12 protein-coding genes are annotated in these 15,153 nt (G+C 63.9%); 7 read left to right on the forward strand and 5 right to left on the reverse strand.

Features of this window, described 5'->3' with window-relative positions; all coding sequences use genetic code 11:
- Window positions 1–17: 17 nt before the first annotated feature.
- Complete coding sequence (locus tag ABD687_RS11355; RefSeq protein WP_310291134.1) at window positions 18–1,565, reverse strand: M20/M25/M40 family metallo-hydrolase; 1,548 nt, start codon at window positions 1,563–1,565, stop codon at window positions 18–20.
- Between the two features lie 536 nt (window positions 1,566–2,101).
- On the opposite strand from ABD687_RS11355, the gene ABD687_RS11360 reads away from it, so the two are divergent.
- Entirely contained in the window at window positions 2,102–3,463 is a 1,362-nt protein-coding gene (locus tag ABD687_RS11360; protein WP_310291132.1) for an MFS transporter, read from the forward strand.
- A gap of 49 nt (window positions 3,464–3,512) precedes the next feature.
- Here the strand turns inward: ABD687_RS11360 and ABD687_RS11365 are convergent, their stop codons facing one another.
- The 4 genes from ABD687_RS11365 to ABD687_RS11380 form a co-directional block, all read right to left on the reverse strand.
- On the reverse strand, window positions 3,513–4,547 hold the full coding sequence (locus ABD687_RS11365) for an LLM class flavin-dependent oxidoreductase (protein ID WP_310291131.1): 1,035 nt from the start codon (window positions 4,545–4,547) through the stop codon (window positions 3,513–3,515).
- On the reverse strand, window positions 4,544–5,194 hold the full coding sequence (locus ABD687_RS11370; RefSeq protein ID WP_310291129.1) for an alpha/beta hydrolase: 651 nt from the start codon (window positions 5,192–5,194) through the stop codon (window positions 4,544–4,546). Before ABD687_RS11370 ends, ABD687_RS11365 begins: the two co-directional genes overlap by 4 nt.
- 324 nt (window positions 5,195–5,518) lie before the next feature.
- The gene (locus ABD687_RS11375) at window positions 5,519–6,334 is read right to left on the reverse strand and encodes a 3-ketoacyl-ACP reductase (protein WP_310291126.1); all 816 of its coding nucleotides are present in this window, start codon (window positions 6,332–6,334) and stop codon (window positions 5,519–5,521) included.
- Between the two features lie 59 nt (window positions 6,335–6,393).
- Window positions 6,394–7,140, reverse strand: a complete 747-nt coding sequence (locus tag ABD687_RS11380) for an IclR family transcriptional regulator (protein ID WP_344760989.1) — start codon at window positions 7,138–7,140, stop codon at window positions 6,394–6,396.
- Window positions 7,141–7,396: 256 nt separating this feature from the next.
- Here ABD687_RS11380 and ABD687_RS11385 point away from each other — a divergent pair, with 256 nt between their 5' ends.
- The 6 genes from ABD687_RS11385 (at window position 7,397) to ABD687_RS11410 (ending at window position 14,741) form a co-directional block, all read left to right on the forward strand.
- Window positions 7,397–8,161, forward strand: coding sequence for an SDR family NAD(P)-dependent oxidoreductase (locus ABD687_RS11385; RefSeq protein ID WP_310291123.1), 765 nt, complete (start codon window positions 7,397–7,399; stop codon window positions 8,159–8,161).
- 49 nt (window positions 8,162–8,210) lie between these two features.
- The gene (locus tag ABD687_RS11390; RefSeq protein ID WP_310291121.1) at window positions 8,211–9,551 is read left to right on the forward strand and encodes an MFS transporter; all 1,341 of its coding nucleotides are present in this window, start codon (window positions 8,211–8,213) and stop codon (window positions 9,549–9,551) included.
- Window positions 9,552–9,660: 109 nt separating this feature from the next.
- On the forward strand, window positions 9,661–10,509 hold the full coding sequence (locus ABD687_RS11395) for an alpha/beta fold hydrolase (RefSeq protein WP_310291118.1): 849 nt from the start codon (window positions 9,661–9,663) through the stop codon (window positions 10,507–10,509).
- A 61-nt stretch (window positions 10,510–10,570) separates the two neighbouring features.
- Window positions 10,571–12,076, forward strand: a complete 1,506-nt coding sequence (locus ABD687_RS11400; protein ID WP_310291116.1) for a flavin-containing monooxygenase — start codon at window positions 10,571–10,573, stop codon at window positions 12,074–12,076.
- A gap of 46 nt (window positions 12,077–12,122) precedes the next feature.
- On the forward strand, window positions 12,123–13,223 hold the full coding sequence (locus ABD687_RS11405; RefSeq protein ID WP_310291113.1) for an NAD(P)-dependent alcohol dehydrogenase: 1,101 nt from the start codon (window positions 12,123–12,125) through the stop codon (window positions 13,221–13,223).
- A gap of 30 nt (window positions 13,224–13,253) precedes the next feature.
- The gene (locus ABD687_RS11410) at window positions 13,254–14,741 is read left to right on the forward strand and encodes an aldehyde dehydrogenase family protein (RefSeq protein WP_310291111.1); all 1,488 of its coding nucleotides are present in this window, start codon (window positions 13,254–13,256) and stop codon (window positions 14,739–14,741) included.
- Window positions 14,742–15,153: the final 412 nt, after the last annotated feature.

Here is a 15,153-nt window from a genome sequence, read left to right on the forward strand (position 1 = left end):
CTTTGTCGTTCTCTCCGTCAGTCGCGGAAGCGGGCGAACACCTTATACATGTAGTCGCTGCCCTGGCGCAGCGCCTCGACATAGATGCGCTCGTCATTGCCGTGCATTCCGATGAGCTGGTCGTTGTCCAGCACGTAGGGGTAGACGCCGTAGCCGGGAATACCGCGGGCGCGCCACGGGGCCAGGGAGGTGCCGGCCTCGAAGAGCGCCGGCGCGAAGGCCGCATCCGGGTAGGTCTCCTCCGCCGCTTCGCCCAAGGCCTTGAACAGCGGGGTGTCGATGTCCGCCGGCGGCGTGGCCCAGGTCTTGTCGAGTTCGGCCAGCGTTTCCTCCTCGCTCACTCCCTCGGTCACGGCCAGCGCCACCTCCACGTCGCGTGCGGCCATCATCTCGCGCACCTGCGCCAGGAACTCGCGCGGCTTCTGCCCGCCGGGGATCGCCCGGCAGTTGATGCGCACGTGGGCCGAGGAGGGAATCACGTTCTCCTTGTAGCCGGCGTCCTCGATCACGAAGGCATGCGTGGTGCGCAGCAGGGCGCTGTGCAGCCACGGGTAGTTGGACTTGGACACCATGACGCGGGCCGCGCGCTCGCGGGCGTTCTGGCTGCGGGCAGAGAGCAGCAATTCGACTGCACGCTTGAATCCGGCGTCCTCCGAGGCCTTGGCAAGGGCGGAGAAGTACTCGCGGGTAACCTCCGTGAGGTGGACCGGCGCCTGCCAGTCGCCGAGTTCGGCCACCGCGCGGGAGAGCGCGACGATGGCGGAGTCGGGCTTGGGCTTGGAGGAGTGGGTCGCTGTCCCGCCAGCGGTCAGATCCAGGTTGAAGTAGACCTTGTCCTGCCGGGTGGCGGTGATGAGCATCGGCGTAGTCTTGTCCTTCTGCGCCAGGAACCAGCCGCCCTCGGTCAGCACCATACCGGCGTCCAGCTTGTCCCAGTGGTTGGCGGCCAGCCACCGCGAGCCGAAGGATCCGGCCTCCTCGTCGCAATCGGTAAGCACGATGATGTCCCGGTCGAACGTGGCACCTTCGGAGATGTGCCGCAGCAGCGCACTGATGGTGGCCGAGTTGGCGCCCTTCATGTCCAGGGCCCCACGCCCGTAGACCTCGCCGTCGCGCACCTCTCCGGAAAACGGATCCACTGTCCAGTTCTCCCGTTCCACCGGCACAACGTCGGAGTGGCCGAGAATGAGCAACGGCTTCTCGGTGCCCGTTCCGGGGATGCGCGCAATCAGGTGGACGTTGTTCGGTTGCGGGGTGTCGATGATTTCCACGGGAATGCCCGCGTTCTCCCACACGGCCTTGAGCATCTCGGCATGCGGCCGGGTGTCGGCGCCCTGACCGAAGTTCTGCGTGTCGAAGCGGAGCATTCGCTGGAGCAGGTCGAGTGCGTCCTTGTCTGCTTCCGGCACCGCCGAGGCGGCCGCTGCGGGATGGGCCCCGGTTGTCGAGGCAAAGACTCCCCCGCCGACAACGCCGGCGGCACCCAGCGCGGCAACGCCTCCCAGGAATGTGCGGCGGCGCAGCTGCGTCTTTGCGGCCTCGCCCAAATCACGTGTGATGTCCATGTTTATACCCTCTTTGGTCTTGTGCAGTGCGAGTGCAAGACCCACGCTTGCCGAGCGTCCCCGCACTGGTCAATGGGTGACCGTCGTCACAAGCGCCAAGCGGCCCCGAATGCGAGACGAACGGCGCGCGGGACCCAATCGTGACGACAATGCGACGCCAAAACCGCACTGACATGGGTTTCGACCTATTCGGCGACGGCTCGGGAGGGCATGTGGTGCAGACTCAGGCCGGTCGGCGATATTCTCGCCCTGGAACGGATGGAGGCAGGTATTTTCTTCCCTGAGGCTCGGGTAGCGGGCGAGATTTGGCAAGCACATTTCTCCGGTTTCCTTCTAGGCTTGCCATTAGTTACCTGTATGGCGGAGATTCTGTCCAAGATTTCCCGCCATCTTCGACGTCGCACCATCAGCCGGAGTCTGTAGACCGGAGCCCACCCGACGATCCGTTTCCACGGGAATCGCGTGACATACTTCGACCAACTGACCTGGATGTGCAACCGTTGGATCAGCCCCGCCCTTGCCAGAAAGCCAAGCCCTTGACACTGCCCTCATCGCCCGCCGATCCCGTCCGCAACACGGTGCCGCGAAAAACGCCTCGTATCCACCGCGCCTGGCTAGTGGCCGCGGTGACGGTGCTCGCCCTCGTGGCGGCAGCCGCCTTCCGCTCCACCACCGGCGCGTTCTTTGAGCCGCTGGAATCCGAGTTCGGGTGGACGCGCTCCCAGCTCTCCACTGCGGTGACCATCAACCTCGTGGTCTACGGATTGGTGGCGCCGTTCGCGGCGACGCTGCTGGAGCGGTTCTCGATGCGCTTCGTTGCCGCCATGGCCTTGGGTCTGGTCTCGGCCGGTGCAGGGCTGGCGGTCTTCGTGTCCGAGGTGTGGCAGCTCTGGCTCCTGTGGGGCGGGCTGGTGGGAATCGGCACCGGTGCCATTGCCCTGGTCTTCGGAGCGGTGGTGGCGAACCGCTGGTTCGCGGCGCGGCGAGGCCTGGTAATGGGAATCTTCTCCGCTGCCAACGCCTGCGGCCAGCTGATCTTCCTGCCCACCATCGTGCATCTCACCGGACTCCACGGCTGGCGCACCGCCTCGCTGCTGGTGGCGGGATTTGCGCTGGCGATCGTTCCCCTGCTGTTCTGGCCGTTCGCCAACAGCCCTGCCGAGGCGAAGACCACGGCTTACGGAGCCGCCGAGGCGAACGCCACGACGGCAACGACCAAGACCCGCCCCGCCGGCAACGCCATGGCCGAGACCCTGGGGGTGCTTCGCCACGCGATGAGGTTCCGGGCCTTTTGGATCCTGGCCTTCACATTCTGGATCTGCGGCTGGTCGACGAACGGCCTGATCCAGACCCACTTCATTCCCGCATCCCACGACCACGGCATGCCGGCGACCACCGCATCCGGACTATTGGCGCTGATCGGCGTCTTCGACATCATCGGCACCATTGCCTCGGGCTGGCTGACCGACCGGGTGCGCCCGTGGCTGCTGCTGGTCTTCTACTACGGGTTGCGCGGGGCATCGCTGCTGACCGTCCACTCGCTGCTCGGTCCCACGGTGGAGCCGGTGCTCTGGATCTTCATCCTCTTCTACGGGCTGGACTGGGTGGCCACCGTCCCGCCCACCGTCGTGCTGTGCAGGCAATACTTCGGCCCGGTGCGGGCCGCGGTGGTCTTCGGCTGGGTCTTCGCCTTCCACATGGTCGGCGCCGGCGTAGGCGCACTCACCGCGGGTATCGGCCGCGACCTCTCAGGCAGCTACCTGATCGCCTGGATCACCGCCGCTGTTCTGTGCTTCCTTGCCGCCGCCAGCCTGTTCCTGCTGCCCGGCTCGCGGAAGGCCGTTGAGGCGGAACCCGAAAGCGTCCCCGACGAACTGGATCCCTCGCGCGTGGACTAGACGCCAAGAAGGCCGGCCCGCGATCGCGGGCCGGCCTTCTTCGTGAAAGTTAGTTTTTCAGCGCCGCCCGTACGACGGGCAGCACTTCGGTGGCCAGCAGTTCGATGGAGCGCAGCGTTTGCGCCTGCGACAGGCCGCCCAAGCCCACTTGGGCGAGGAAGCGGGTGTGTCCCAGGATCTCGTGCTCCCACAGGATCTTCTCCACGATCTCCGCCGGGCTGCCGGCGAACAGGGCACCGCGCGGGCTGGCCCAGGCCTCGAAGGCCGCCCGGTCCAGGCGGCCGGCCCGGGGCATGTTCTGCCCGATGTAGGAGCTGTAGTGCGGGAAGAACGTGTCCTTGGCTCCCTGCGAGGTCTCCTCCACGTAGAAGTGCGAGGTCACCCCGATCTGCCCGGGCTCCCGGCCCGCGGCAGCGGCGGAACGGCGGTACAGTTCGGCCAGCGGCGCGAAGCGCGGCGGGTCACCGAGGATGGCCAGGTACAGCGGAAGCCCCAGCTTTCCGGCGCGCACGGCCGAGGCCGGGGTTCCGCCCACCGCGGCCCAGATCGGCAATGAGTCCTGGACCGGGCGCGGGAAGACCCCGGCCTCATGCAACGGCGGACGCGTCGAACCGTTCCAAGTGACGGGGTTTTCGTCACGGATCTTCAGTAGGAGCTCGAGCCGGTCGTCGAAGTACTCGTCGTAGCGCTGCAGGTCCTGGCCGAAGAGCGGGAACGACTCCAGGTAGGCGCCGCGGCCGGCGGTGATTTCCGCACGCCCGGAGCTGATGAGATCCAGCGTTGCGAAGTCCTCGAAGACGCGGACCGGGTCGGCACTGGAGAGCACGGTGACTGTGCTGGTCAGGCGGATGTTCTTGGTCTGCGCCGCGGCGGCGGCAAGCACGACCGGCGGTGAGGAGACCGCGAAGTCTTCGCGGTGATGCTCCCCCACGCCGAACACATCCAGTCCGGCATCGTCGGCGACCCGCGCCCATTCCAGGATGTCGCGCATGCGCGTTGCGGCGTCCATCGGCTTGCCGGCGGCGTTGCGGGTCAGTTCTCCGAAGGTGAAGATGCCGATCTCGAACGGGTTGGCGGCACTCATGCGCCGGCCGCCACCTCGGCGCCGATCTGGGCGGTGATGAAGTCGCGGACGTCGTCGAGCTCGGCGGCGTTGATGCCGTGTGCCAGTCCCGGGTACACCTTCTCGATGAGCGAGGAGTGGGTCGGCAGGAATTCGGTGGTGCGGGTGATCGCGACCGGGGCAATGACCCGGTCCACGGCACCTCGGCCCCAGAATACCGGGGGAAGGTTTTCGCGCAGCGTCTGGTCGCCCTGCTGGCTTGCGCCAAGGACGAATCCGCCGAGGATCACCGGGGCAACGACGCGCTCGGGGCGGGTGCGCAGCAGCTGGCTAGCCATGAGGCCGCCCTGGGAGAATCCGACGGGAATGATGCGGGTCGACGCGTCGACGTTTTGATCGATCCAGGCCCAGATGGCCTCGGTTGCTTCCTCGACCGGCGCGGCATCTGGGGCCCCGGGAGTGGTGATCTCGAACCAAGCGGCCCCGCCGTTGCCGAGCTCAAGCGGAGCACGCAGGGAGGCCCAGGGAAGATCTAGCCCGAGTGCCGGAGCCAGAGAGCTGAGATCCTGCTCGTTCGAACCGAAGCCGTGCAGGAAGAGCACGACCGCGTCGGGAACGTCGTTGGTCATCCAGCCGGTCGAGCGTACGTCGCGCAGTGTGGTGGTCATTCGGGGATCTGCTCCTTGGGTTGTGGGATCGAGAGCCTGGAAGCGGCTCCGATGCCCAGCGGATCGGTGGGGAGTATTGAACTGTTACCACCGTCCACAGGCACGGTCGTTGGCGTTTCTCCTTCTTCAACGATACACGAATTACTTGTATCTTCAATCATTAAATTGATCGCTGAGCATATTCACCCGTGCGCACGCACGGGCACACACGCACGGGCACTTCAAACCTTAATCTGCGCCACAACATCCCGGAGACGAACAGATCGACCCACCGGGAGCTTGGGCCGGATTCCTCCGGCCACCGCTCCCGGTGAGATATTTGGATTACGGAGCCTGCGAAATGTTCAGCCCGCCGGCCACCCAGATCGGCTGCCCAGTCATGTACGGAAGGCGTCCTGCGGCGAGTGTTGCCACGGCCTGTCCAACGTCTTCCTTCTGCCCCCACCGTGCAAGAGGGACACGACCACCCTCGATCCAGTCGTCGGCGATGGTGTTGCCAGCCGAAGCGGTCATCGCCGTGGCAATCAGCCCAGGCCGCACCTCGTGGACATGGATATCGTATTCCGCAAGGCGCTGCGCATAGAGCTTGACGACCATACTGAGTGCTGATTTCGTCACGTTGTACTGCGAACGATCGGTACTGACCAGCTCCGCGGCGATTGAGCTGACAATGACAATGCTCTTGTAGACCCTATCCTCGGGGGCGCCGGAGGCGATCAGCAGGTTGGCAAAGCACTGGGTCAGGAAGAAGGTTCCGCGGAGGTTGACGTCCACCGAACGGTCAAAAGCCTCGGGAGAAAGCTCAAGGATGTCAGTGAGCGGCCTGGCGGCAATGCCTGCGTTGTTGACCAAACAGTCCAGGCGCCCGAAGTCCTCCCGGATCCTCCGCAATACCTCGGGCTGCCGGTCCAAATCGGAAATATCGAGCTGGTAGTAGCGCACGGCGGCGCCTCTGGCGACCACGCCTTCCATCACGGCCGGGTCCGCCTCCGGGGCCAAATCGATCACCGCCAGATCAAAGCCCTCCTCGGCCAGCGCAAGGGCAGAACCCAGCCCAAGACCTTGTCCCCCGCCGGTCACAATCGCCACAGGTCGAACTGGGATGGGTGGGGCTGTCATTTCTTCATGCGTGGGTGCCATGGGGAGCGCGCCTTTCTTCAAAGCTTATTGCCGGAGTTTTTTGCGGGGTTTCGAGGGAGCTAGTCAATGGCAGCGGAAATGCGTTTGGCCGTATTTTGCAGCAAGGGGAGCAAATCCTTGATGCGCTCGGTAGCCAATCGCGATTCAACCGCCGAGATACTCACGGTCATGTACGGGTGTTGCGTCCGGGACGGCACGGCTAGCGCCAGCCCAGCGACTCCCGGAATGACGACGTCTTTTCCGCTGATATAACCCTCCCTGGCGTTCTGCGTCAGGGCCCTGCGAATCTCCGCCTCGTGTTCCTCGGCGGAGCGGGGCCAATAGTGGCTGGTTGGACCCTCCGGCAGCCGGTCCAGGAATTCCTCCTGCGCAAGGCGGTCCATGCCGGAAAGCAGGACGAGTCCTGAGTAGCTTGAGGTCAGCGGCATGGTGTCACCCACCGCAACCGAGTGGGTGCGAATCGGAAAGCTGCCGCTGGTGCGGACCAGATAGTGCACGGAGTTGAACTGGCGAATTGCCACATACACGGTATCCCCGCACTGATCGGAGAGATCCTGGGCGGCGACTTTGATCGCATTCATATCGCGAACCGGGCTCGGCACGCTCAGGCTCAGCGCGAACAATCCGGCGCCCAAGCCGTAACGCTTGTCCGACAATTGACGCACATAGTCCACGGCCACCAACTCTTGGAGGAGCCGGTGCACCGTCGGTCGGGCGATGCCAGAGTCCCGGGCAATGTCAACCAACCGACCACCGCTCAGCCCATACGCCGCTAGGGCAGCAAGGATCTTTGCTGCGCGGTCCACTACCTGCGTTCTGGTTCCACTCTCTGGCACTTCATTCTCTGTCATCAAGTCCACTCTCCGGAATTTCGACGTTACATGACGCTTGGCGGCTTTACCACCGATTAATCCTTATGTATTGTTGCATTCGCCGCCACACAGTGATGGTCAACACAATTATGTCTCATGGAAAACTGTACGGCATCAATTATATAAGTTCACTAATCGGACTATGCATGTTGCAGCTGAAACAGTAACCACATTTCCCTCAGGAGGACCCATGCCTAGTACTTCCGTTCTTCGGGGCCAGGCGGCCATTGTCACCGGTGCAGCCGGTGGAATCGGCGCCGCCACCGCTCACAAGCTCGCTGGCCTGGGTGCCGGCATCGTCTGTGTCGATCTGGATTCAGACGCCGCGGCCGAGGTGGCCACTTCGATCGTGGCTGCCGGCGGACAAGCGGTTTCCCTCGCCGGCGACGTCACGGATCCCTCGCTCGGGCTATCCGCTACTGTCCTGGCGCAGGAAACGTTCGGCAGTGTCGACATCCTGGTCAACAACGCCGGCATGGGAAGCGCCATGCGCCCCCTGTGGGAAGTGGAACTCGAAGAGTGGCGCCGGGATATCGACATCAACCTCACCAGCCAATTCATGATGTGCAAGGCGGTGGTTCCCTCCATGATCGCCAGCGGCTACGGCCGAATTCTCAATGTCGCCTCGGCCGCGGGGATGGAGGGCCATGCGCTCTCCGGCGGCTACTCGGTGGCCAAGGCCGGGGTCATCGCGATGACCAAGGTCCTGGGCAAGGAACTGGCAGCCCAGGGCGTCATCGTCAACGCGATCGCCCCGGCGCTGATCGGTTCAGGCATGCTCCAACAAGCGTGGTTCAACGACGAGGTCAAGGAAAAGCTGCTCGGACGCATTCCCATGGGGAGAGTTGGCGAACCGGAAGAAGTGGCGGAGATGATTGCCTTTCTCACTAGCCCCGCCGTCAGCTTCTCCACCGGGGCGGTCTTTGACCTTTCCGGCGGACGGGCCACCTATTAATCTCCATCCTCGAAAATCCTTCAAGTTGAAACCCGCAAGGACGGACTTAATGACGAATTTGAATTACGAGCAGACCCGAATCCCGGAGAACCAAGCAGCCACCACCACCCGGCCCGACCAGCGGCGCTCCCTGATTGCGACGGGTGTAGGAAACCTGCTCGAGTGGTTCGACTGGGCGGTATATGCGGTATTCGCCACCTATATTTCCGGCGCACTGTTCGACAAGGCGGACCCGGTTTCCGCGTTGCTTGGCACCCTGGCCGTCTTTGCCGTCGGATTCGTCATGCGGCCGCTGGGTGGATGGTTCTTTGGACGTCTGGCCGACAAGAAAGGCCGCAAGTGGGTCCTGATGGTCACCATGCTCACGATGGCCGGCGGTTCCCTGATGATCGCGCTGATCCCTAGCTACGAAACCATCGGCGGGTTCGCCTCTGTCCTGCTGGTTCTGGCCCGCCTCATCCAGGGCTTCGCCCACGGTGGCGAGTCAACTGCCTCCAACGTGTATCTGCCCGAAATTGCACCCAAGAACAAGCGTGCCATCTTCGGCTCGACCATCGGTGTGGCGATGAGCGGCGGCACCTTGCTGGCGACCCTGTTCGGCCGTCTTCTGGCCCAACAGCTCGAACCCGTGGACATGGCCACCTGGGGCTGGCGTATCCCGTTCTTCTTCGGCGCGCTCCTGGCCCTGGCCGTGCTGTGGCTCCGCCGGAACATGATGGAATCCGAGGTCCACACCGAACACGTCGAGGCTACCGGAACCACTTTGCAGGAAAAGACGGTGGCGCTCCCCAACTGGTCGCGCGGCAAGATCTTCTCGCGCTCGGTGCAAATCTTCTTTTACATGGCTGGCACCACCCTGCCGTACTACATCTGGTCCTCGTACGCCGCGGTGTTCGCCATCTCCCAGCACGGCATGGATCCCGCCGCGGCTTTCGGGGCCACACTCGGGGCAATGCTCATCAACATCGCGCTGACCCCGATCATGGGCTGGGTCTCCGACAAGATCGGCCGCCGCCCACCGGTGATTTTCTACAACCTGGCCACCGCCGCGCTTACCTTCCCGATGTTCGCGATGATCAACGACTCGGCATGGACCCTGTTCGTGGCCCAGTCCGTGATGATGGGCATCAGCGCCTGCATCGCCGGCACGCAACCGGCCATGATGGCGGAACAGGTCCCCACCGCTTACCGCACCTTGATCATGGGAACGGCAATGCCGCTCGCCGTGGCCCTCTTCGGGGGCACTGCCCCGTACCTGAACACCTACTTCAATTCCGTGGATCTCGGCTGGGCCTTCAACGTCTACATGATTGCGGTTTGCCTCGGCTCGGCCTTCGTCGTTTGGCGTTGGAAGGAAACCAAGGGAATCGACCTCCGCGACGTGCGCTAGGTCAACCCCGCACCAGGGAGGCGGCGCGATGAAGCCACCGCTCATCCCGCGCCTCCTCCCTGGCCAACCCGATCCACCGCGTCCAACGCGCATACATAAAGGAACGAGCATGTCGAACACTGCCACCCTCGAACCATCGATACTGTCCATCGACGGCACCCAAATCACCTACCACGACTCACAGGATTCCCGGGGCCACGACGATGTGCTTGTCCTGCTCCATGGCACCGGTGGCTCCACCACCAGCCATTTCGGCTTCCTTTTCCCCATCCTCTCCGCAAAGCAGCGAGTCGTCTCCATCGACATGGCCAATCCGGCACACGGTGAAGCGCTTGAGCTGGAGGATCTCGTGGTGCAGGTCGCCGGGGCCATCGCCGGCATCCTTCCGGGCCGGAAGGTGGTCCTCCTGGGCTACTCGCTCGGTGCCGTCGTCACCGCAGCCCTTGCAGCGCGGCATCCCGAGCTAGTGAAGCGCCTTGTCCTTGTCGCCGGATGGATGAAGACCGACCTGCAGCAGCAGCTGCGCAACGACGTCTGGCTCGACCTGCGCCGCAGCGGCAGCCAGGCCATTCGGGCCTACTCGACATTCTGCGCCTTCGGCGGCCCGTTCCTTGCGGAAAAGACCATGGGAGAGATCCAGGCGGGCATGGACCTGATGTCCTTCGACGGCTTCGGCGACAGCCAGATGGACTTGAACCGGCGCATCGACATCGTGGCCGACGCACACCGCATCAAGGCACCCACGCTGGTGATCGGGTGCACACACGACCAAATGGTTCCCATCCGGCACCAGAAGGCGCTCTTCGGCGCCATCGAGGACTCCCGGTTCGCCGAAATCCCCACCGGCCACGCTGTCGTTTTCGAACGCCCCAGCGAACTGTGCCACCACATCCAGCGCTTCATGGACGCCCCGGCCGAACACCCGGCCGGCACCGTCATCGCAACTCCCCGCCCCTAGCCTCGCACCCGGGCATCCGCATAGGGCGGGCCCGAATATCCCCAGATTGGTACACCACGCAATGACCACGAACACCACCACAATGACCCGGGACGTCAAGTCCCTCATCATCGGCAGCGGCTTCGCCGGGCTGGGGATGGCCATCCAACTCAAGCGACGCGGCGACGACGACTTCGCAATTCTCGAACGAGCCAACGACGTCGGCGGTACCTGGCGCGACAACGACTACCCCGGTGCTGCCTGCGACGTCCCCTCGCACCTCTATTCCTTCTCCTTCCGTCCCAATCCCGACTGGTCGCGGGTCTACTCCCCCGGCCCGGAAATCCAGGCCTACCTGCGCGCCTGCGCCAAGGACGAGGGACTGCTGGAGCATATCCATTTCGGTGCCGATATGCAGGACGCCAGCTGGGACGAGTCCTCCCGCCGCTGGAGGGTCAGCACTCCGTTGGGGCTGTTCACCGCACAGTTCCTGATCACCGGCACCGGGCACCTAGCCGACGAGCGCTTTCCCTCCGTCCCGGGAATCGAAACCTTCACCGGAGACAAGTTCCACTCGGCCCGCTGGGACCATTCCACGTCATTGGAGGGCAAGCGCATCGGGGTGGTCGGCACCGGTGCATCGGCTATCCAAGTCATCCCGGAACTGGCCAGGACGTCAGCCGAACTGGTCGTCTTCCAACGCACCCCGGCTTATGTGATTCCACGCGTGGAACGATCCTACACCGAGGGGGAAAAGCGGCTGTTCCGCCGCGACCCATCGGCCATATCGGCGCTGCGTTCAGACCTCTTCTGGACCGGAGAGAACAACTATGCGCAGCGGCGCGGCGTACCCCAATACCTGGAAGCAGCGCGGAGCATGGCGCTTGGCCATCTGGCGGCACAAATCACCGACCCGGAATTGCGGGAAGTCCTTACCCCCGACTACGAGCCGGGTTGCAAGCGCCTGTTGATTTCCAACACCTATTACCCGGCCCTGCAGGCCGAAACCACCACGGTCGAGGCATCGGCGCTCGATCGCATCGAGGGCAGTCGAGTGGTGGCGTCCTCCGGCGCCGGCTACGAACTCGATGTACTGGTCTTCGCCACCGGTTTCGAGGCCACTGAGCCGCCTTTTGCCGCACTCGTGCACGGACGCGACGGACTGAACCTGTCTGAGCACTGGAAGTCGGGCATGCAGGCACACGATTCCGTGACGGTCAGCGGATTCCCCAACATGTTTGTCCTGAACGGACCCAACACTTCCCTGGGTCACAATTCGATCGTGTACATCATCGAATCCCAGGTGAACTACGTCCTCGGGGCGATCGACCACGCCGATGCCTTGGACATCGAGATCCTGGAGCCCAGCAGTCGGGCCGAGGAAGCCTACGTCGAGCAGATCCAGGCGGCAGCCCAGGGAACCGTTTGGATCGACGGCGGCTGCAAGAGCTGGTACGTCGACGAGCGGAGCGGCAGGCTGACCCTGATTTGGCCCGACTTCGGGTTCGCGTTCCGCGACGCCAACGGAACCTTCAAGCCCGGGGGATACCTGTCCACCGCGCGCTCCGGCGAACTCGCCGGAGTCTGACTTTCACCGCACGCCCCACCATCCACCACCAGCCAAAGGAAGAATCATGGAAGTTACCGCAGCAATTGTCCGAGGCGAGTCAAAGCCCTTCGAAATCACCACCCTTGAACTCGACGACCTGCGGGCCGACGAAGTCAGGGTCCGGCTGGTGGCCACAGGCGTCTGCCACACCGACGCGATTGTCCGCGACCAGGTATATCCGACACCGCTTCCCGCTGTCCTCGGACACGAGGGAGCGGGCATTGTCGAGGCCGTCGGCTCGGCCGTCACCACGGTGGCACCCGGGGACGCCGTGGTGCTCTCGGCCAATAGCTGTGGCACCTGCGAATCGTGCCTGACCGGGCGTTTGTCTTACTGCACCGACCTTTTCAACCGCAATTTCGGCGGTAGCCGCGCCGATGGCACTACCGCATTCTCCGAAGGCGGAAAAAGGGTCTCCTCGCACTTCTTCGGGCAGTCCTCCTTTGCCAGCCACGTCAACGCGGTTGAACGCAGTGTCGTCAAGGTCGATGCGGATTTGCCGCTGGAGTTGCTTGGCCCGTTGGGCTGCGGCATCCAGACCGGTGCCGGAGCTGTGCTCAATTCCCTGAAGGTACCCGCCGGATCAAGCTTCGTCGTCTTCGGAACCGGGGCAGTCGGCTGTGCGGCCCTCATGGCGGCAGTGGTTGCGGGAGCCACCACCATCGTGGCAGTTGACATCGTCGACTCCCGCCTGGAGCTGGCCGCCACCCTGGGTGCCACCCACGTGATTAACAGCCGTTTACAGGACGTCGCCCAGGAGATCACGCGCATCACAGGCGGCCGCGGCGTCGACTTCGCCTTGGACACCACAGGCATCCCTGCCGTCCTGCGCCAGGGCGCAGACGTCTTGGCCATCGGCGGGACCGTTGCACTGGTCGGGGCTCCGGCCCCAGGCACCGAGGTCTCCTTCGAAATAGGTGCCTCGCTGACCAAGGGCTGGCATTTCCGCACCATCATCGAGGGCGACTCGGTGCCTCAGGTCTTCATCCCCAAGCTCATTACCCTCTGGCGCCAGGGCCGGTTCCCGTTCGACAAGCTCACCAAGTTCTTCGCCTTCGCGCAGATCAACGAAGCCTTCGACGCCTCTGCAAGCGGCGAAACCATCAAGCCCATCGTCACCTTCTAATCCCTTTCCTTCTTTCACAGGAGCACGGCAATGACCACCACCACCATCACCACCACCGAGCACCGCCTGGCACCGGATTTCGGCGACATTGACGTCGCCGCCCAGTTCATCGGCGGCCACTGGCTTCAGGGCCAATCCGAAAAGACCCTCACTGTCACCAACCCCTACGACGATTCAGTCTTGGCCACCCTGCGCCAGGGATCGACCACGGATCTCGACAAGGCCTACGCCGCTGCCGAATCAGCCCAGAAGTCATGGGCCGCCCAAATCCCTGCGGCCCGGGCCCAGGTCATGTTCCGTGCAGCAGCACTGCTGGAGGAACATCGCGAGGAACTTGTCGCTTGGCTGGTTAAGGAATCCGGCTCCACCGTGATCAAGGCCAACATCGAGGTCTCCGCGGCCGCGGGCATCACCTTGGAGGCAGCATCCTTCCCGGGCCGTGTCCACGGCCGCATCGCCGAATCCAACAACCCCGGCAAGGAAAACCGCATCTACCGCCGCCCTCTCGGCGTCGTCGGGGTCATCAGCCCATGGAACTTCCCGCTGCACCTCTCCCAGCGTTCGGTCGCCCCGGCCCTTGCCCTAGGCAATGCGGTGGTGATCAAGCCGGCCAGTGACACCCCCGTCACCGGCGCACTGCTCTTGGCCCGCATCTTCGAGGAAGCTGGGCTGCCGGCCGGCGTGCTCAACGTCGTTGTCGGCGCCGGATCGGAAATCGGGGACCACTTCGTCGCCCACCGCGTCCCCGCACTGATCTCCTTCACCGGCTCCACCCCGGTGGGTCAAAACGTCGGACGCATCGCCACCGGCGGCCAACACCTCAAGCACGTGGCCCTGGAACTGGGAGGCAACAGCCCCCTTGTCGTCCTGGCTGATGCGGACCTGGACCTGGCCGTGAAGTCGGCGGTGCTCGGCTCCTACCTGCACCAGGGCCAGATCTGCATGGCGGTGAACCGAATCATCGTCGAAGCCCCGGTTTATGACGAATTCGTGGAACGCTTCGCCGCCGCAGCGGCCCAACTGCCCGTCGGGGATCCTTCCCTGCCGGAAACCGTGGTCGGACCGATTATCAACGACAGTCAACTGACCAGCATTGCCGGAAAAATCGACCAGGCCAAGGCCGAGGGTGCACGCGTGGCCCTCGAAGGCACCATCACCGGGCGGGTTGTCTCGCCGTTCGCCTTCGCCGATGTCACACCCGACATGGAGATCGCCCGCGAAGAGATCTTTGGCCCCCTGGTCGGAATCCTCCGCGCCCAGGATGAAGCCCACGCCCTCGAGCTGGCCAACGACACGCGCTTCGGGCTCAGCAGCTCGGTGTTCACCACCGACGTGGACCGCGGCGTCCGCTTCGGGCTGGAGATCAGGGCAGGCATGACACACATCAACGACATGCCCATCAACGACGAAGCCCATATCCCCTTCGGCGGCGAACGAAACTCCGGCCTCGGCCGCTTCAACGGTGACTGGGCCATCAGCGAATTCACCACCGACCACTGGATCGGCATCCAACGCTAGTCGTTCTCCAAGTATGGTCTTGCCCTGAAATCCTGCCACGGCGGGGTCGATACCTAAACGGTGCCGGCCCCGCCGCCCGCCATATGTCGAATCGTACGACACAGGAGGTAGGCGATTGGCACTCGCATGTGCCAAGGAAACAGCTTTTAGCCAGCCGCGCCATGGTCCGGGAAATCGGCAGGTTCGAGCCTGGCCACGGATACCGCGAACGATGCTGCCCCAGAACCCCTGCCACGTTGCATGGTGGTCCGCCAGTGGGAGCACTCTCCCCTGCGCATATCCCGCCGCCCAAAATGAGGCCTGCTTGAGGCAGGGGTCGATCGGAAGCTCAGGAACCCTTGATACACACTTTCCATGAGCCAAGCCCAAAAAGTTCATTTAATGGACTGTTTTGAAACGATAGAAACATCGG

The sequence above is a fragment of the Paeniglutamicibacter sulfureus genome, from assembly GCF_039535115.1.
GTDB classification, from domain to species: Bacteria; Actinomycetota; Actinomycetes; order Actinomycetales; family Micrococcaceae; genus Paeniglutamicibacter; species Paeniglutamicibacter sulfureus.

What these genes read in the sequence shown, in the direction of transcription:
- ABD687_RS11355 (WP_310291134.1), bottom strand. Translation starts at nt 1,565, where the DNA reads ATGGACATCACACGTGATTTGGGCGAGGCCGCAAAGACGCAGCTGCGC.
- ABD687_RS11365 (WP_310291131.1), bottom strand. Translation starts at nt 4,547, where the DNA reads ATGAGTGCCGCCAACCCGTTCGAGATCGGCATCTTCACCTTCGGAGAA.
- ABD687_RS11370 (WP_310291129.1), bottom strand. Translation starts at nt 5,194, where the DNA reads ATGACCACCACACTGCGCGACGTACGCTCGACCGGCTGGATGACCAAC.
- ABD687_RS11375 (WP_310291126.1), bottom strand. Translation starts at nt 6,334, where the DNA reads ATGGCACCCACGCATGAAGAAATGACAGCCCCACCCATCCCAGTTCGA.
- ABD687_RS11385 (WP_310291123.1), top strand. Translation starts at nt 7,397, where the DNA reads ATGCCTAGTACTTCCGTTCTTCGGGGCCAGGCGGCCATTGTCACCGGT.
- ABD687_RS11390 (WP_310291121.1), top strand. Translation starts at nt 8,211, where the DNA reads ATGACGAATTTGAATTACGAGCAGACCCGAATCCCGGAGAACCAAGCA.
- ABD687_RS11395 (WP_310291118.1), top strand. Translation starts at nt 9,661, where the DNA reads ATGTCGAACACTGCCACCCTCGAACCATCGATACTGTCCATCGACGGC.
- ABD687_RS11400 (WP_310291116.1), top strand. Translation starts at nt 10,571, where the DNA reads ATGACCACGAACACCACCACAATGACCCGGGACGTCAAGTCCCTCATC.
- ABD687_RS11405 (WP_310291113.1), top strand. Translation starts at nt 12,123, where the DNA reads ATGGAAGTTACCGCAGCAATTGTCCGAGGCGAGTCAAAGCCCTTCGAA.
- ABD687_RS11410 (WP_310291111.1), top strand. Translation starts at nt 13,254, where the DNA reads ATGACCACCACCACCATCACCACCACCGAGCACCGCCTGGCACCGGAT.